The organism is Megasphaera sueciensis, assembly GCF_050219315.1.
Taxonomy (GTDB): Bacteria; Bacillota; Negativicutes; order Veillonellales; family Megasphaeraceae; genus Megasphaera_A; species Megasphaera_A sueciensis.
Window position 1 is genome coordinate 974254 of record NZ_CP116939.1, and the last position, 17356, is coordinate 991609.

General features: G+C 45.4%; 17 protein-coding genes. 3 read left to right on the plus strand and 14 right to left on the minus strand.

Features of this window, described 5'->3' with window-relative positions; all coding sequences use genetic code 11:
- Positions 1-166: 166 nt before the first annotated feature.
- Positions 167-1888, plus strand: coding sequence for a LytS/YhcK type 5TM receptor domain-containing protein (locus tag NXG62_RS04675; RefSeq protein WP_322351574.1), 1722 nt, complete (start codon positions 167-169; stop codon positions 1886-1888).
- Positions 1881-2651: a LytR/AlgR family response regulator transcription factor gene (locus tag NXG62_RS04680; RefSeq protein WP_427113802.1), complete on the plus strand. Its 771-nt coding sequence runs from the start codon at positions 1881-1883 to the stop codon at positions 2649-2651. The genes NXG62_RS04675 and NXG62_RS04680 overlap by 8 nt, the downstream gene beginning before the upstream one ends.
- Positions 2652-2723: 72 nt before the next feature.
- Here the strand turns inward: NXG62_RS04680 and NXG62_RS04685 are convergent, their stop codons facing one another.
- Positions 2724-3251, minus strand: a complete 528-nt coding sequence (locus NXG62_RS04685) for a cob(I)yrinic acid a,c-diamide adenosyltransferase (protein WP_427113803.1) — start codon at positions 3249-3251, stop codon at positions 2724-2726.
- Positions 3251-4768, minus strand: a complete 1518-nt coding sequence (locus tag NXG62_RS04690; protein ID WP_427113804.1) for a cobyric acid synthase — start codon at positions 4766-4768, stop codon at positions 3251-3253. The genes NXG62_RS04685 and NXG62_RS04690 overlap by 1 nt, the downstream gene beginning before the upstream one ends.
- Positions 4769-5002: 234 nt before the next feature.
- On the opposite strand from NXG62_RS04690, the gene NXG62_RS04695 reads away from it, so the two are divergent.
- Positions 5003-6259, plus strand: a complete 1257-nt coding sequence (locus tag NXG62_RS04695) for a M20 metallopeptidase family protein (RefSeq protein ID WP_427113805.1) — start codon at positions 5003-5005, stop codon at positions 6257-6259.
- A 117-nt stretch (positions 6260-6376) separates the two neighbouring features.
- Here the strand turns inward: NXG62_RS04695 and NXG62_RS04700 are convergent, their stop codons facing one another.
- The 12 genes from NXG62_RS04700 to NXG62_RS04755 all read right to left on the minus strand — a co-directional run bounded on the left by NXG62_RS04700 (position 6377) and on the right by NXG62_RS04755 (position 17256).
- Positions 6377-6814, minus strand: a complete 438-nt coding sequence (locus NXG62_RS04700; protein ID WP_427113806.1) for a hypothetical protein — start codon at positions 6812-6814, stop codon at positions 6377-6379.
- Positions 6815-6877: 63 nt separating this feature from the next.
- Positions 6878-8092 (minus strand): multidrug effflux MFS transporter, encoded by a 1215-nt coding sequence (locus tag NXG62_RS04705; RefSeq protein WP_427113807.1) that lies wholly within the window; start codon positions 8090-8092, stop codon positions 6878-6880.
- A 19-nt stretch (positions 8093-8111) separates the two neighbouring features.
- A complete protein-coding gene (locus NXG62_RS04710) occupies positions 8112-8771 on the minus strand; it encodes an HAD family hydrolase (RefSeq protein ID WP_427113808.1) in 660 nt (219 codons plus the stop codon).
- A gap of 124 nt (positions 8772-8895) precedes the next feature.
- On the minus strand, positions 8896-9528 hold the full coding sequence (locus NXG62_RS04715; RefSeq protein ID WP_427113809.1) for a hypothetical protein: 633 nt from the start codon (positions 9526-9528) through the stop codon (positions 8896-8898).
- A gap of 31 nt (positions 9529-9559) precedes the next feature.
- Complete coding sequence (locus NXG62_RS04720; protein ID WP_427113810.1) at positions 9560-10270, minus strand: tRNA threonylcarbamoyladenosine dehydratase; 711 nt, start codon at positions 10268-10270, stop codon at positions 9560-9562.
- A gap of 1 nt (position 10271) precedes the next feature.
- Positions 10272-10637, minus strand: coding sequence for a VOC family protein (locus NXG62_RS04725; protein WP_427113811.1), 366 nt, complete (start codon positions 10635-10637; stop codon positions 10272-10274).
- 11 nt (positions 10638-10648) lie between these two features.
- On the minus strand, positions 10649-11125 hold the full coding sequence (locus NXG62_RS04730) for a YbaK/EbsC family protein (RefSeq protein ID WP_427113812.1): 477 nt from the start codon (positions 11123-11125) through the stop codon (positions 10649-10651).
- Between the two features lie 105 nt (positions 11126-11230).
- Positions 11231-14275 carry an AAA family ATPase gene (locus NXG62_RS04735; protein WP_427113813.1) on the minus strand — a complete coding sequence of 1015 codons (3045 nt, stop codon included), beginning with the start codon at positions 14273-14275 and terminating at the stop codon, positions 11231-11233.
- On the minus strand, positions 14272-15423 hold the full coding sequence (locus NXG62_RS04740; protein WP_427113814.1) for an exonuclease SbcCD subunit D: 1152 nt from the start codon (positions 15421-15423) through the stop codon (positions 14272-14274). The genes NXG62_RS04735 and NXG62_RS04740 overlap by 4 nt, the downstream gene beginning before the upstream one ends.
- Positions 15424-15436: 13 nt before the next feature.
- Entirely contained in the window at positions 15437-16273 is an 837-nt protein-coding gene (locus tag NXG62_RS04745) for a deoxyribonuclease IV (RefSeq protein ID WP_427113815.1), read from the minus strand.
- Between the two features lie 110 nt (positions 16274-16383).
- On the minus strand, positions 16384-16620 hold the full coding sequence (locus NXG62_RS04750) for a hypothetical protein (protein ID WP_427113816.1): 237 nt from the start codon (positions 16618-16620) through the stop codon (positions 16384-16386).
- Positions 16621-16848: 228 nt separating this feature from the next.
- The gene (locus NXG62_RS04755) at positions 16849-17256 is read right to left on the minus strand and encodes a Fur family transcriptional regulator (RefSeq protein ID WP_427113817.1); all 408 of its coding nucleotides are present in this window, start codon (positions 17254-17256) and stop codon (positions 16849-16851) included.
- Between the last annotated feature and the right edge of the window lie 100 nt (positions 17257-17356).

Genomic DNA, 17356 nt, shown 5'->3' on the forward strand with positions numbered 1-17356 from the left:
GGTACACACCTCACACAACGGATAAATATACTGTAATGATTTAATTATACCATAGAGCGCCTTTCATATAAATGAATTTTTCTTTCTACCGATTGAATGTACATGCAAATATGCTATACTAAGATGGTATTATACTATCTATTTATGAGAAAGGATTTATATAAAGATGCTTGTCATATCCAATTTGTTATTAGAAATGCTGGAACGCATCAGCCTCGTCGCCATATCCGGCTATATGCTGACGCAAACGACCGTATTTCATCAAGTCCTCACACGTAAAATAGGTTCTATGGGAAATGTCATTATTATTCTTTTATTCAGTGGCATGGGTATTTTTTGCTCCTATGCCGGTGTACCCATCAATGATGCCATTGCCAACTCCCGCGAAGTCATCATCATGCTCTGCGGTCTGCTATTCGGACCGATTATCGGCACTGTTGTAGGGATCATTACGGGAATCCACCGTTATACGATGGGCGGCTTCACCGCGCTGCCCTGTTCCTTGTCCTGTATGTTCTCAGGTTTGATTTCCGGCTTTATATGCTATTATTATCAAAAGAAAAAAATACCTTGGATCGTTATTTTTACATTGGGAATTACCGTCAATATCCTACAAATGGTTATGATTTTGCTCACGGCATATCCGTTTTCGCGCGCCTTGGAATTAGTCAATACCATCGGATTTCCCATGACGGCAGCTAATTCCATGGGTCTTGTCATCTTTATGGTCATCGTCCGTCGGGCCTTTGAACAAGAAGACAGAATTTCTGCCGAACAATCTCATCGAGCGCTGCATATCGCAAATCATACCTTGCCATACCTTCGTACGGGACTGACGGAAAAAAATGCCCAGGCCGCTGTCAATATCATTCTTCAAACAACAGATTACCAAGCCGTTGCCTTGACAAATACGACGGAAGTACTGGGATTTGCCGGAGCCGAAAGTGCACACCATGGTCCCCATCGCAATGATGGCCTCACCAGTGCCACTTGTCATACCTTGAAAACCGGAAAAATAACCGTCGCTACCAATCACGAGGAAATCGGCTGCTCTTACCCCGGCTGCAAACTAGCCTCGGCAATCGTCGTACCTTTATTTAAACGCAACCATTTAGCCGGTACTCTAAAAATGTATTATACACAGGCAAATGCTATCAGTCATTCCGATTTTGTTTTCGCCAAGGATATCGGCACACTTTTTTCAACTCAACTTGATTTAGCAGAACTGGACAACCAGTCAAAGTTGGCCGACAAAGCGAAATTGATGGCACTTCACATGCAAATCAACCCGCATTTCCTGTTCAATACGTTAAATACGATTTCATCGCTCATCCGTACACAACCGGATACGGCACGTCATATCTTAACTAAGCTAAGCTCCTTATTCCGATTTTCCCTGCAAAAAACAGGGAAAATCATTTCTATCCGCGAAGAACTCTTCCAAGTTCACGCCTATTTGGAAATTGCTAAAATACGGGATGGCGATAAATTATCCATTACAGAATCTATTGATCCTGACATTTTCTCCTACGGAATTCCATCCTTGACGCTGCAACCTCTTGTTGAAAATGCGCTGCAACACGGCCTGCACAAAAAAGAAAACGGTGGAACTTTATCAATAAAAGGATCATTAGAAGAGGATACGATTTGCTTTACCATCCAGGACGACGGTATCGGCATGACCGTAACTGACGAAGTGTTCCATGAACAGCAAGATCATATTGGATTATATAATGTCAACGCGCGCCTTCAAGGCTTGTACGGAGACCGTTACGGCCTTAAGATCGAAAGCACCTTAGGGCAGGGAACCACGGTCTTCGTTCATTTGCCGAAACAATTATTGCCAACAACGGTGCCAAAATCAAAGGAGGTTATAGTTCATGCTTAATGTCATCATTGTAGACGACGAAAAACCGGCTCGCGATGAACTCCACTATTTATTATCCCGCTACAGCGATTTAACTATCTGTGCCGAGTGCGACAGCGGGGAAGAAGCCGTTGCCAAAACCGCGCAGCTGAAACCGGATGTCGTATTCCTCGATATCCAGATGCGCAGTATCAGCGGGATAGAAACAGCCCGTATTATCCGTAAATTATCACAGAATACCTTGATTGTTTTCGCCACAGCATACGATGAATATGCAATCAATGCGTTTGATGTCCATGCCATAGACTACCTGCTGAAGCCGTTCGATGAAGAACGGCTCGATGATACCATTGCCCGTTTAAAAGAACTGTCTTCTGCCGAAAAAAACAGAAAACTTCATTCTATCGATGATTCCCTGCCAAAAATTTCTCCCAGACCGCTGCATAAGTTAGTCGTAGAAAAAAACGGACATATCAACTTGGTCGACATGTCGGAAATACTGTATATCCATGTAACCGGCGGCGTCGTCCATGTAATCGCGTTAAGCGGCATGTATACATATAATGATACGCTATCCTCCTTAGAAGAAAAATTAAAGGATACATCGATTAAGCGTGTACATCGCAGTTATCTGGTCAATCTGTCCCAAGTCCGAGAGATCCTTCCCTGGTATAAAAGCACATATTGGCTGAAAATTCCATTACCCGGAAAAAAAGAATTAGGCGAAATTCCAATAGGTAAAAGCCACCTCAAAGAAATCAAGAAAATATTGGGAATAAAATAGGAGAGAGCCCTTGCTCCCTCCTATTTTTATTATAAAATCTGTGCACATTACCGTACCGGTGCCTTAAAAAAATTATTCTTCTATGCCGATTCGCGCAACCTGTCCTCTATCATATGGATGCTTGCGTTTACAGATTTCCGATACATAATCAGCGGCGTCTATCACCGCTTGGGAAGGACCGCGTCCCGTCAAAACGACCTCCAGCTTAGCCGGTTTAGTACGCAGAAATGAAAGCAGCTTTGATTCATCGACCAGACCCGTACTGCAGGCCACCAAGATCTCATCCAATACCAGCATATCAAGATGCCGTGTATGGCATTGCGCCAGCACCGTATCAAATAAGGAATTCTGTATATCATGTGCTTTCTTCCGTTCGGCCTTTGTCATTTGGAAGGTAAATTTTTTATTTCCCGTTCCCCGCACTACGGTAATCCCGGGAATCAAGGCTAAGGATGCAAGTTCTCCTGTCGGACGATCCTTGAGAAACTGGACAAACAATATCTTTCCGCCCCTTCCCGCACAGCGAACAGCAAGTCCCAGCGCAGCCGTTGTTTTCCCCTTGCCATCACCGCAATATACATGAATCAGTCCGGTCTCCATTATAATCCTTCCTCCACTATCTTGTAGATTTTCTCCATATCGATATGCCGACGCAGGCAATCCGCCAGTTTATCATACTGTTCTTGTTTATAAGAGCGATAATTAACACTCTGCATGTCAGCTGGTTTTCTTCCTTTCTTGGAGAAAAGTGCCCGGGCCATCGTCGACGCTACGCCTTCACAATCAAATATGCCATGTATAAACGTTCCGTACACATTCATCACATCATCAACATACTGGGAACCTTCCGGCACTATTTCTCCCGGTTCATACGTCGGCCGCATATGCGTTAAGCAGTCTTCCGTAGGAAAATCGGTAATCCCTGAATGAATTTCATATCCATAAAAGCGTTTGCCTTTTAGTTGGCGAAAGATACCTCGGACATTGCCAAAAAATCCTTCCACGCGAAAAGTCCGTTTCCGGTCGGAAAACATCGTATCTGTCTTGAGCAGTCCCATTCCTTTCAGTACACCGCCTTCTTCTACATGATAGGGATCAGCCAGTTTTTCTCCCATCATCTGATACCCGCCGCAAACACCAAATACCACGACGCCTTCACGAGCCTTCGTTAAGATCGCTTCTTCTATGCCATTCTGGCGCATCCATTTCAAATCACCGATCGTATTCAATGTCCCGGGAATAATGATCATATCCGGATCAGTTAATTCGCTTCCCTTATGAATATAACGCAATGCAACGCCGGGAATACATTCAAACGCATTAAAGTCCGTAAAATTAGAAATATGCGGCAGCGCTATAACGTCGATGGTAATAATTTTTTCCACATCATCACTTTTGATGCTTGCGGACAGATTATCTTCTATATCGATATTAGCCATGGGAACAACACCTAAAACGGGAATTCCTGTTTTTTCTTCAATCATGCGCAGCCCAGACGTCAAGCTGTCGGGTTCTCCACTGAATTTGTTGATAATAATCCCCTTGATCATCACCCGTTCTTCCGGCCGCATCAGCATAATAGTTCCAAACAGCGTCGCAAAAACACCGCCTCTATCCATATCGGCAACCAGGATTCCCGGTGCCTGTGCCACTTTAGCCATCCCCATATTAGCCAGGTCATCTTCACTGGAATCGACTTTCGATGGGTTTCCCGCCCCTTCCAGAATAACAATATCGTAGACGGCCGCCAATGCTTCATAAGACTCCCGCAAAACAGCCCCCAGCTTCTTATCGTGATATATCTGGAATGTATCCGCCGTCATGCTGCCGACAGGATGCCCCTGCACAATCACTTGAAATGTTTTTTCTCCGACAGGCTTCAGCAGTACGGGATTCATCAAACTCGTAGGTTCAATATCCGCGGCTTCAGCCTGAACAGCCTGCGCCCTGCTGATTTCTTCTCCTGTATCCGTAATAAAAGAACTGCTTGCCGTATTTTGTGCTTTAAAAGGAGCCACCGATTTACCATCTTGATGAAAAATCCGGCATAATCCGGTAACAATCCAGCTTTTTCCTGTGTTTCTCATCGTTCCCACAACCATAATAGGCTTCGTCATATGAATCTCCTCCTGTATATCGTCACTATGTACCGTTTCTACCTATCTTTGTAAGTAATTATAGCATCACCGCTTCTGTTTTTTCAACACATCCGGCAAGAATTCCTTCATTGACTTTACCGGAAAGACTGATTATAATGTTAGCATATTCGAGTATATATGTGATACAGGCCATTGATCGTTTTCGGTCAATGGCCTGTATCACATACCAAAAACAAAGGGATGATATATAAAATGAATGTAAAAGAAACAGTAATGCAACATTTCGAAGAATTGAAAAATATCCGCCGCTATTGCCACGAACACCCGGAGCTGTCGGCTGAAGAATTTGAAACCATGAAATACATTGAAAAAAAATTGGATAGCTATGGTATTGCCTATCATTACGTCAAAAACGGTGGCATTTTCGGCTGGATCGACGGTAAGGGAAACGGCAAAACAATTCTGCTGCGTGCCGATATAGATGCACTTCCCATTGTAGAAGACGAAAAAAACCTCAGCTGCCCACGCACCTGTATTTCTCAAAACAAAGGCGTAATGCATGCATGCGGTCATGATGGCCATATTGCCATGCTGCTCATGGAGGCTAAGCTGCTGCAGGAACAAAAAGACAACTGGCCGGGCAAAGTCATTCTCATGTTTGAAGAAGGGGAAGAAGGCTCTGATGCCGTACGATATTTACTGCCGTATTTAGAAAACGAAAGTGGCTGGAATATTGATACCTGCTATGCTACCCATGTACGCTGGGATATTCCTGCCGGAAAGATGGCAGTTTGCCACGGTCCTGCTATGGCCGGCGGCTTTGGATTCAAAATCAAAATCAAAGGACACGGCGGCCATGGTTCCCGTCCTGATTTGGCACAAAGTCCCATTGACTGCTTTACCGCATTTTACAAAGACCTGCAGGCATTGCGCATGCGGGCTGTCTCTCCCATGGAAACGCTGACGGTCTCCGTTGGCAGTCTCCATAGCGGCGATGTGCTGAACGTCATTCCGAACGACTTGATTTTTTCAGGTACCAGCCGATTCTTCAGCTATGACAATGCCGGAAAAATGTTCTACGAAGAATTTTTAAAACTGTTGGAAAATGACTGCAAAAATTATAACTGTTCCTATGAAATTATTCATATGAAAAAACCGTTATACGAAACGCGCAATGCGGAAATCTGTGTAACTCGTGCAGAACAGGCCATAAAAAAATACTTAGGCGATGCCGTACTGACACCCTGCGAACCCTGGATGGCCTCGGAAACCATGGCACTCACCATGCGGCTGTATCCCGGTGTACTTACCTTCACGGGAATTGCCAATGGAGAAAAGGGCTGTGGCGCCAATCACCATACTCCGGAATTTGACCTTGATGAAGACGGTCTTATATACGGCGTAACAACCGCTATCGGTTATGCCCTCGACTATTTAACAGAACAGCCGGACATTCCCTTCCACCGCAATATCATCTCCATGGAAGACTTAGTATCGCGAAATCTATAATCATATATGCAACAAGGTACCACTTCACGGAACAGCCCCCTGCAGTTAGATTTTAAATCCAACTTGCAGGGGGCTGTTCACGCTGCGGTACCTTGTTTATGTTTCTATACGTACGGCTTATGCCGGACTTCCCCATACGCATTGCATCGTATCAGTATAGGTTGCCTCCAAATGCTGCAGCATCACATCGATAATAGTCCGGGCCATATCCGCATCAAAGGCATCATCACCGGCAACAAGACAACTGTCCAACACAATATCTCCGTCATCGGAAATATAATATTTAAAAACCTTGAATTTCTTGTTACATTCATTAAGATACACAGCAATTCTGTCTTTATTTTCCGCCGTTACCACTTTGACGGCAACGAAAACGCGCAGCATAGCGTAAATGCTGTCATCCAGGATAACCATAAGCGGCAGCTGCTGTCCCTTGATTTGCAAGTTGGAGTAATATACGCTGCCATGAAAATCATCTCCCATTTCCCGCATAGTAAACGCCGTAATCTCTTCGGCTTTCAGCATAGCTTCAAATTTTTCCGCCTTTTTATTCATAATAACGTTCCTTTCTCTATCGTCTTTTTTATATTTTAACACATAGATATAAAAAAAGAAAAGTTATTTAGTTTTTTCGATGTTTTTATGAAAAGGATAAATCCATAGATAAAAAGCAACCATAGCCCCTATTTCCCCGCCAGCCATAATAAGTCCCATTGGCAGCGCCGTATAACTACCGGCAATACCTACTAACGGTGCCATCACAGCGCCGGATATCATGGAGAAAAAACCGATCAGAGCCGATGCGCCTCCGGCATTTCGCCCCTGAGCCTGCATAGCCATGGAAAAGCTGCTGGTACTGAGTGCTGCCAGCGTCGGAATCGTCAAAAACAATACCAAGACAACCAGCAGGAGAGGCGCTGTCATGATAAAACACAACAGCAGGACAAGACTTCCTATCAACGCCTGATACAAAGAAATGCGAAGGATCTTCCAATCCTCCACACAACCGGTCAATTTCCCCACCAAAGCCCCACTGATCATCAGTCCGATACCGTTCATCCCAAAAATATAGCTGAACATCTGCGCCGATACGCCATATATATTTTGAAATACAAAGGATGAACCGGAAATATAGGCAAAGAAGGCGGCAAATGCAAAGCACTGCATGATACAATGCCCCATAAAATATCGATTGCCGAATAAACTGCCGAAACTTTTTAAATGATCCAGCAAGCCGCCGGAAATGCGTTGTGCTGCCGGCAATGTTTCCCGCATCAGCAAAGCTCCTGCCGTTAAGGCAATGCCGATCAATACGAGAAGCAGAAAAATACCCCGCCAGGAAAAAACACGTAAAATCTGACCGCCTATGACGGGTGCCAAAATCGGGGCAATCCCGTTCACCAACATCAAAATAGAAAAGAACCGGGTCAATGCCGGTCCTTTGCATACATCTCTGGCAATAGCACGAGCGATCACAATACCGGCCCCGCCGGAAAATCCCTGGATAAATCGAAATACAAGAAAAACAGAAATAGATGATACACAAGCACATATAATCGTAGAAACAGTAAAAATCAACATCCCCGCAGTCAACGGTCCTTTTCGTCCTTTTCCATCACTGGCCGGTCCGGCAAAAATCTGTCCCACCGCCATGCCGGCCATGGAAGCGGTCAATGTCATTTGAATCATGGAGGGCGTTACCGAGAAATCAGCCATCATTGCAGGAAGCGCCGGCAAATACATATCCGTTGAAAGAGGCGCTATGGCCGCCAGCATTCCCAAAAATACGATCAATGCCTTCGTCATATACGCCGAAGGAACCTTTGCTATCACAGTATATTACCCCCTCTTCTTACCGCAATTCTTCCAGTGCTGCCGGAACTTCAAGCAAGCTATGTAATTCTTTCCACACTGTTTTTTTCACATCTGCCGGAATATCCACCATATCGGGAATCCAAACAGAAGGAATCGCCGCCGCTGCCGCTGCTCGCAGTCCATTTGCTGAATCCTCCAGTACAATCGCATTGGCCGGTTCTGTTCCCAATTTACTGCAAACCGTAAGGAATATATCGGGGAAAGGTTTACCACGTTCGATTTCTTCCCCGCTTTGTATCAATTCAAAGTACGGGAGAACCGCCAGCTGCTCCAGATACTGGCGGATGCGCACCAACGGTGTCGATGAAGCTACGGCACAGCATATATGCCGACTTTGGGCATATGCTAAACAATCATGCAATCCCGGTTTAGCCGGTACACCATGTTCTTCGATATAGGCAGCTGCCAGTTTTCTCTTTTCTGCATATATTTGTTCATAGGGAAAATCTTCTCCATATTCGGTTCGAAAAACAGATCCAATGCGGCGATTATCCATGCCGTTTATCTTATCAAATAACGTGTCAGGAAATGTATATCCATATAAATGTCCCACTTCTTTTAAGCATTTAGCCGCTAATCGTTCTGTATCCGTCATGAGTCCATCCATATCGAAAATAAGCAATTCAGGTGTATTCATTAAGCTATTCTCCTTTTTTTACATGTAAATCTATTATAAAATATCATTTTATATTTGCAAGAAAATAGTTGTAATTTTTTTAAAAAAAGACCGGTACAAGACCGGTCTCTTTGAATAGCAGGCTTCAGCCTGCACGTCTAATATATGCAAATCCCCCACCCAATACAGCTTCTTTAAACCACCGTGCGGGATCAAATCTTGTCATCAGGCCGCTGTCATAGCAAAGGGATTGGTGGTGTTTTCGTCCCAGCAAAGCCACAATGGAAATCCAGTGCCAATTGCTAAGTTCCAGTTCATTGCCGCGGCTGCGGTTTAAAAAAGCGACCGGTGAATCTTCTGCAAGACCGTCTCCGATAAAATCCACAATATCCTTGGCTCCTTTTTCGCAAAGATGAAACGGATACACAGGCAGCATTTCCACACTATATCGCGCCGGCGCGGCTTCATCAAGATATCGCTGCAGCCCATCTCTGAACCATTCTGTTTTGTACAAGCCACCGCAGTGGCTGGGGGTCACATAGTCCCACACCCGTTCCATCGCTTCCCGGCGTTTACCTATAGAGTCCAACGCATTATCCGGCATATATCCGTCGCGCTGCAGTACATAACCCGATAACAGTGCGGCAGCTGTTGGTCCGCAGCCGCTTGCCCGCTGCCATGAGGTATGGAACCAATCCTGATTATACCCGTAAATCATCGTCCCATCCTTTTTATGTAATTGTAATCGTGCAGGATGCTGCAGCACCATCGTATCCATTTTCATATTCCTTTACATCTGCGTATTGTAATTATGGTAATCCCGTTAAATCCCGTACCACCGCACCGGCAATAATCAAGCCACATGCAGAAGGTACAAACGAAATACTGCCGGGGCTGGGATGTACCGCATCGTCCGGCACTTGTATCGGACGCGGCATTTCCTTAGAATATACAACCTTAATGTGGCGAATATCCCGTTTCTTCAATTCACGTCGCATGACTTTAGCCATAGGACACACCGACGTTTTTTCAATTTCTGCTAATTCAAATAATTCGGGATGCAGCTTGTTTCCTGCTCCCATAGAAGATATGACGGGAATCCCGGCATGATACGCTTCTTCAATAATGCCGATTTTGCTGCTGATCGTATCAATGGCATCCACAATGTAATCGGCTCCGGAACCAGAAATATATCCTTCGTCTTTGCCCGGTTGATAAAATAAACACCGGGAACGTACGATGATATCGGGATTGATAATACGCGCTCTGGCTGCCATGACTTCTGTCTTGTAACAGCCTATCGTATTAACGGTCGCACCTAATTGCCGATTGATATTGGATGGATCAAACACATCTTTGTCCACCAGGATCAAGGTACCGACACCCGCTCGTACCAAGGCCTCAACAACATAAGATCCGACTCCGCCCAAGCCAAAAATCAACACTGTTTTTTCGGCCAGTATATCTACTTTTTCCTGTCCGATCAGCCGCACTGTCCGCTGTGTATATTCGTTTTTCATCCTATTTCCTTTCAGGCACTACTTCCAGCCAATATCCATCGGGATCCGCAATAAAATAAATTCCCATGGCCGGGTTATCGTATACGACACACCCCATGGCTTCATGTTTTTCATGTGATGCCTCTATATCAGAAACACTGAAGGCCGTATGGAATTCGTTTTCTCCTAAATTATATGATTCTTTCCGATTCTTCAACCAAGTCAATTCCAGACAGAAGTCCGATACGCCGTCACCTAAATAAACGATTGTAAACGCATCCTTTTCAATACGGCGCACTTCCTTCAGTCCCAATGCTTCCTGATAAAAATTCATGCTTTTCTGTAAATTCAAAACGTTGAAATTAGTATGTTTAAACGTATATTGCATAGATATCCCTCCTATCCGATTTGCCAGCCTTTAGAAACCTGTACCCATGCTGACGAATGGGAATATTTTTCCAATTCCGGAAGCGTCAATTCAATGGCACTGTTTCCCGTTCCACAGGCAGGAAACACGGTTGTAAAACGTTTCAAGGAGTCATCCAGGAACACTTTGACGTTCGGTTTGATCGCGAACGGGCAGACCCCGCCCACCGGATGACCGATCACCTCTTCAACCGCGTCGGTTTTGATCATCGATGCTTTTTTATGAAATCGTTCCTTGAATTTATGATTATCCACCCGTGCATCCCCGGCCATGACTACAAGAATCGGCTGCGTATCTACCATAAAAGACATCGTCTTGGCAATCCGTTTCCCTTCTGTATGCAAAGCAGCCGCCGCTTCTTCCACGGTTGCGCTGGAATGATCCAATTCCCGGACTCGGTCCTGCATATTCCATTGTGAAAAATATTCTTTTACTTTTTCAATAGACACTCTGTTCCCCCTCTTTTCCATCCTATCTTTAACTAAAATTGCTGTTGCTTAATATTATACCTTTTAGGTGTCGAATTATCAAATATTTTTATATAATTTTATTATTCACAACAATTCGAAGGCTGCGGTGCTGCCTCTGTCCGTTTTTTGCACGGCTAACCGTGTATCGATACGTTCCCGCAGTTCCGGCACATGTGAAATAATTCCCACCAGTCGTCCATCCTGCCGTAAATCCAACAGCGCTTTTAAAGCAAAATCCAATGTTTCTGCATCCAGTGTGCCAAAGCCTTCATCAATAAAAATAGTATCCAAATGGATGCCGCCGGAATAGGCTTGCACTACATCTGCCAATCCCAAGGCCAACGCCAGCGAGGCCAGAAAAGTTTCTCCGCCGGATAAGGTATTGGCCGGACGGGCGTATCCCGTATAATTGTCAAATACCTCAATATCCAAACCGATCTGCTTGATGCGCTTATCCTCCCAAGTATGGGATCGCTGCAATTGATAGCGCCTGCGGCTCATGTCACTTAGCCGCAGATTAGCCGCCTGCAGTACTTCATCAAGCAGCGCGCCTAAAATATATCGTTCAAAGTTGATTCCTGTCACTTTACCGCTAACTAAGTCATACAAAGAACCTACCGTTTTATACTGTTCTGTGAGTGCCGTTTGTTCCGTATGCCAAGACCGCAGCTGTCCGAGTCCTTTTTTCAAGGTATTGTACCGGCTTCTGACAGCGGCTTCCTGATCGGAAAGCTGCTGCCATATTTGATTTTTCATCTGCAGTTCCTTTGCATACTGTTCCACGTCCGGCTCCGGTTCCTGACCGATTGCAGCTTCCTCCTGTGATATCCGGCCGGCTGTCTGCTGAAGAAGTTGTTCATAGCGAGCCAATTTCTTTTCTTCTTCCGGCAGGCGGGGAATATCGTTTTGCAGCATCCTGCATTCCTGGACTGTAGAGAATCCGGCCTGCACCACCCGTTTCTTCACTTCCTCCATGCTTTCAGAATATTGGTTGCGCAGTGTTTCCACCTGCTGCGTCAGTAATCTGACCTGTTCCTGGTATCCTGCATCTGCCTTTTGCGCAGCCGTTAGATTTTCCCGGGCCGCCGCTGTCTTCTTTTCATAGTCAGCTACTTTCATTTCCAGTCGTTGGATATCCAGCTGCAGGGTTTGTTCTATACGATATATCTCGGGAAGTTCATTTTCTGCCCGTTGTTTGGCTTCTGCCGTCCGCGCAAAATGTAGACGCGCTTCCTCCGCGCTGCTGCGAGCCGCAGTTTCCTGTTCTTCCCATTGTTTTAATTCGCTTTGACGATCCTGCAGCTGTTTCTGCATCTGCTTAGTCTGTGCAGCAGTACTTTCCAGCACTGCTCCGGCAGCTTTTTTTTCGGCCAGCCGCTGTGCCCATTCTGCCAGGCTTCCCTCTTCTACATACTGAGAACGAAGTAATTCATACTGACGCTGCTGTTCCGCCAATGCGGCTTCCAGTTTTTGTACGGCTCCCTCCGCCTGCTGCCGTCCTTTCTCACTGGTGGCAGCGATATGCTTGCGGCGCTCCACATCTTCCTTCTGCGGAAGGTGTGCGGCTGCCGCAGCCGGCTGGGGATGTTCCCGTGAACCGCAGACCGGACAAGGACTTCCGTCTTTTAGCCCCTGGGCCAGCAGAGCAGCTTGTCCCTGTAAAAACAGTGTCTGCACCGACTCATAGTCTACCGCATCCTGCTGTGCCTGCTGCTGCTGTTTCGTATAAGCTTGTACTGCCTCCGTCCTTTGTTTTTGTGTACGGTTGATTGTCGTCATCAGCTGATCTATATGCTGTTCCTGCTGCAGGCGGTCCCGGAGATTTTTTTCCTCTCCTTTGTTCTTTTCCAAGGCAACAAAAAGCTGCTGCTGTTTTTCCACAATAGGAGCCGCCGCTGCTATCGCTTTTTTGCAATCTTCTTTTTGCGAAAGGATATGCTGCAGGCGAAGCCCTGCCTCCTGCGATTTTTTTTGGAGCCTATCGTACTGTCTTCCCAGTTCGGTACATTCATGAGCCTTTTCCACATACCCGTGGAGCTGCACGATTCGTTCCCGATTTTTGCGCATATCCTCTTGCTGGGCTTCCAGAGCCTGCTGATATGCAGCCATATCCCGGAGTGCCGCCGCTGCTTGCTTTGATTTTACCGCCGCTTTCTCCAGTGCCGTCCCTGCCGCTATGCCCTGCCGTTGTATCTCTTCGAGTGTACGACATGGTTCGGCCAGTAGTTGTGCTTTTTTTAGCTGTTCAATCAGACTGCGCCGTTTTTCCATCATTTCCTGCTGTTGCTGCAGTACTTCCCTCTCCTTGCGGTTATTTTTCAGTACCTGCCAATGATCGGCCAATACTTGCGCACGCTGCACGACTTGTTGATAGGCATCCCGGCTGGCAAGTGCCTTGGCCTTTTTGGCTTCTAACTCCTTTTGCTGCGCCAAAAGATCCTGTCGCAGTATTTCCAGGGAATCCTCCTGCCCGACATCATTCATCTGCAAATATTGATCTATTTTATATTGTATTGCCGTATATTTCTCTTGTACTTCATCATGCCGCTGCTTGACTAATTCTTGAAAACGGCTGTACCGTTCTGTATGAAATAAGACCTGCATGATCTGCTGGCGATCATTGGAATTCGCCAACAACAATTTACGAAAATCACCTTGCGGCAATAACACAACTTGGCGGAATTGTTCCGACTTAAACCCGAGGAGCCGTTCAACTGCGGGAGTCACCATTTTGCTGGCCAGTACGGCTTTATCTGTTCCGTCATCGCAAAGTTCATATAAAACAGCCGAAGCCGATTCTATTTTTAAACCGGTTCCGCGCTTTTTAGCGATCTCCTGTTCCGGCTGCCGCTCGATTCTATATTTTTTTAAGCCGATAGCAAAAGTAAATGTCACATAGGTTGTTTGTTCCGGTGATGCATATTCGCTGCGCATATTGGCTCCTGTGCGTGTATTGCCGCTTGTATCTCCGTACAAGGCATAGCAAATCGCATCCAGCACTGTTGTTTTCCCAGCTCCCGTCGGCCCATAAATCAAAAACAGCTTACGGTCCCGCAACAGCCGGAAATCAATAATCTGCCGTCCTGCATAGGGACCGAACGCATTCATTTCCAAACAGATCGGTTTCATAGCAGTCCGTCTCCTTCCTCTTTGATCAGTTGTTCCCATAATCCATTGGCACAGTCTGTTTCCGCTTCAGACAACGGTTGTTCCGGACGCATAGCTTCGGTAAAACTTACAAACAATTGCCGTTCCGTTGTATTGCGCACGTCAAAATCACGTTCGTTCCTGCCTTCATATTGCCGGTTAGGTGTTTCCAAAGCCAGTGCTCTCGGGTATTTTCGGCGTACCTTAGCCATGCCATCGAGTATGGGCTCTGCATCGCTAAGCCGTATCAAAACAAAATCATCTTTGTGGTCATCTTCTGCTTTCATAATCGTATCAAAAGACCCCTCTATGATGCGTACATCATGTTTGGGACTAAACGGCAGCCGCTTTGCAACAACCTGTCCATCCTTATGCAAATCTACCAATATAGCACCCTTTTGCTGATGTGCTTCGCTAAAAGAATATTTCATCAGGCTGCCGGCATACCGTACTTCCGGACGCCCTGCTTGCTGCGGGCCATGCAGATGGCCCAGTGCTGTATACGAAAACGGCTCGAAAATACTTGCATCCACACAGCTGGAACCACCTACGGATAGGGGGCGCTCTGAATCGCTGATACTGCCTCCGGTCACAAACGCATGGGCAATACAGACAGTACGTATGCCTTTCGGCAGGTTTCGGGACTGCGCCTGACATAAACCTGCCAAAGCCGTTTGATGATCTCTTATTTCTTCATTTCCTAAAAAATGACGCACCACGGCGGGTTCTGCAAACGGAATCGGAATAAAGGCTACCGGTCCGAAAGCATCCTCCAGTAATACCGGACCTGTCAATTTCGTCAGCTCCCCGGCAATAAATAATTGCTGCTGCATCAACAAACGGCTGGCGAAGGATAAACGGACCGCACTGTCATGATTACCGCTGATAAGCAGCAGAGGCACCTTAAGTTCACACGTAAGTTTGGTTGCTATTTCATCAAATAATTCCACCGCTTCTGTCGGCGGCAAGCTGCGATCATAGACATCTCCCGCTAAAACGACCGCATCAATGCCTTCATCCCGTACCATCGGAAGCAGTTGTTCTGACAAAATATATGCCTGATCCTCCGTCACATATTCACCATAAAACATTTTTCCCAAATGCCAATCTGCCGTATGTAATATACGCATACTCCCGTCCCCCTTATCTATTGATATACGCGCTGCGGAGCAACGCTATTTCATGGGCATACCCGTCAAGATCATTGGGTGTTTCCAAATAAAACGGCAAGTTCCGCAGGCGCGGATGATTGATAATGGCAACAAACGTATCCATTCCAATATATCCCTGACCGATTTTTTCATGCCGGTCCTTATGACTGCCCAAAACATTTTTGCTATCATTCAGATGAACGGCCAGCAACCGGTCCAAGCCGATAATGCGGTCAAATTCTGTTAAAACGCCCGTCAAATCAGACACAATATCATAGCCGCCATCAAAGATATGGCATGTGTCCAAGCATACACCGATATGATCAGACAGGCGGGCTGTTTCCAGAATTCTGGCCAATTCCTCAAAGTTTCTGCCCACTTCTGATCCTTTTCCTGCCATGGTTTCCAATAGTACCGTTGTTTTCTGTCCCTCAAACATGCAGGCATCCAGCATCTCCACAATGCGTGCGATTCCTATTTCCGCACCTTGCCCGACATGACTGCCGGGATGAAAATTATAGCGGCACTGTGCGACATACTCCAGACGTTGCAAATCCTCCGCCATTGCATGAAATGCAAACTTCCTGGTGTTATCGTTGGCTGAACAAGCATTCAGGGTATAAGGAGCATGCGCCAGAATCGGGGCAAAATGATGTTCCTCCCGAAACACATTCAACGCCTGTATATCAGATATATCAAGCTTGCGTACGGTACCGCCGCGGGGATTGCGGGTAAAAAATTGAAATGTATCAGCCCCAAGAGAAACTGCTTCCTGCCCCATATGCAGAAATCCCTTGGAAATAGATAAATGACATCCTATATGCAACATGGTTTCACCTCATCGTATAATCAGTTTCTATTATATACAACTACTTCAAAAAGAGCAAAAAAGACCGAAGCATATCGCTTCGGCCTGCTGAATACCTATACAACTATATATTAAACTTCACCGCGTAAATAGGCTAATTCCGTTTGGTTTTCGGCATAGTACCACTTTACAGATTTTCCGACAGAACAACAAATTGCATTCAATTTACCGGCTTCTGCCAATTTTTTCATCTTTTTCAAATCAAAACCGTTTACCGAAAAATATGTCGCCGATATAAACCCTTGTGACTTCATCCAATCACGATAGAGAGAGAAATCATCTCTTTCGACTATCAAATGTTTAATCATGGTCAGCCCCCCATTCGGTCAACGTACGGTATGTACAAATGTCCTGTACGCGCCAACGTTTATCTATATGTTGTTTGATTGCTAAAAGTATAACACAGCTTATAGTATAAATCCAGTAAAAAGATAGGCATTTATGTAAAATTTTTCAAACCACCTGCGCTTCATGCTGCAGCATAAAAAAACAAGAGAGCCATCCCCGTTAGAAGACAGCTCCCTTGCTGATACAGCTTACTTTTTTTGACATTCTGCACAAACACCCGTAAAAGATACACCTATACCATTTACTTTATATTTTGTTTCGTCTGCAGCCTGTCGCTTTAATTCTTCCATATTGACATCCACATCATCAACGCGGTTGCAAATCGTACACCGGATATGGGCATGAGGCGAAACATTAAAATCGTAGCGATGTGATTCTTCTTCACATTGCAAGATTTGGACAATTCCAATTTTTGCAAAAATTTCCATTGTCTTATACACTGTTGCCAAGCTCATAGACGGATAACGTGGCTGCAATTCTTTATAAATTGCTTCGGCATTCGGGTGCGTCTTATTCTGATCAATGACTTCGTACACAGCCAGACGCTGAGGTGTAACCTTATAACCATGCTCACGCAGAACTTCAGTAATGTTCATAACCTATATCCTCCTTTCGGACAACAATTTTTACCAATTTCAGATTTTTTAATAATCTTCATTGTTAATTATTTGTACTATTACATTGTAATGGTTATTG

Excerpts from the sequence above, each read along its gene's own strand:
- NXG62_RS04675 (WP_322351574.1), top strand. The coding sequence starts at position 167 with ATGCTTGTCATATCCAATTTGTTATTAGAAATGCTGGAACGCATCAGC.
- NXG62_RS04680 (WP_427113802.1), top strand. The coding sequence starts at position 1,881 with ATGCTTAATGTCATCATTGTAGACGACGAAAAACCGGCTCGCGATGAA.
- NXG62_RS04685 (WP_427113803.1), bottom strand. The coding sequence starts at position 3,251 with ATGGAGACCGGACTGATTCATGTATATTGCGGTGATGGCAAGGGGAAA.
- NXG62_RS04690 (WP_427113804.1), bottom strand. The coding sequence starts at position 4,768 with ATGACGAAGCCTATTATGGTTGTGGGAACGATGAGAAACACAGGAAAA.
- NXG62_RS04695 (WP_427113805.1), top strand. The coding sequence starts at position 5,003 with ATGAATGTAAAAGAAACAGTAATGCAACATTTCGAAGAATTGAAAAAT.
- NXG62_RS04700 (WP_427113806.1), bottom strand. The coding sequence starts at position 6,814 with ATGAATAAAAAGGCGGAAAAATTTGAAGCTATGCTGAAAGCCGAAGAG.
- NXG62_RS04710 (WP_427113808.1), bottom strand. The coding sequence starts at position 8,771 with ATGAATACACCTGAATTGCTTATTTTCGATATGGATGGACTCATGACG.
- NXG62_RS04715 (WP_427113809.1), bottom strand. The coding sequence starts at position 9,528 with ATGGATACGATGGTGCTGCAGCATCCTGCACGATTACAATTACATAAA.
- NXG62_RS04720 (WP_427113810.1), bottom strand. The coding sequence starts at position 10,270 with ATGAAAAACGAATATACACAGCGGACAGTGCGGCTGATCGGACAGGAA.
- NXG62_RS04725 (WP_427113811.1), bottom strand. The coding sequence starts at position 10,637 with ATGCAATATACGTTTAAACATACTAATTTCAACGTTTTGAATTTACAG.
- NXG62_RS04735 (WP_427113813.1), bottom strand. The coding sequence starts at position 14,275 with ATGAAACCGATCTGTTTGGAAATGAATGCGTTCGGTCCCTATGCAGGA.
- NXG62_RS04740 (WP_427113814.1), bottom strand. The coding sequence starts at position 15,423 with ATGCGTATATTACATACGGCAGATTGGCATTTGGGAAAAATGTTTTAT.
- NXG62_RS04745 (WP_427113815.1), bottom strand. The coding sequence starts at position 16,273 with ATGTTGCATATAGGATGTCATTTATCTATTTCCAAGGGATTTCTGCAT.
- NXG62_RS04750 (WP_427113816.1), bottom strand. The coding sequence starts at position 16,620 with ATGATTAAACATTTGATAGTCGAAAGAGATGATTTCTCTCTCTATCGT.
- NXG62_RS04755 (WP_427113817.1), bottom strand. The coding sequence starts at position 17,256 with ATGAACATTACTGAAGTTCTGCGTGAGCATGGTTATAAGGTTACACCT.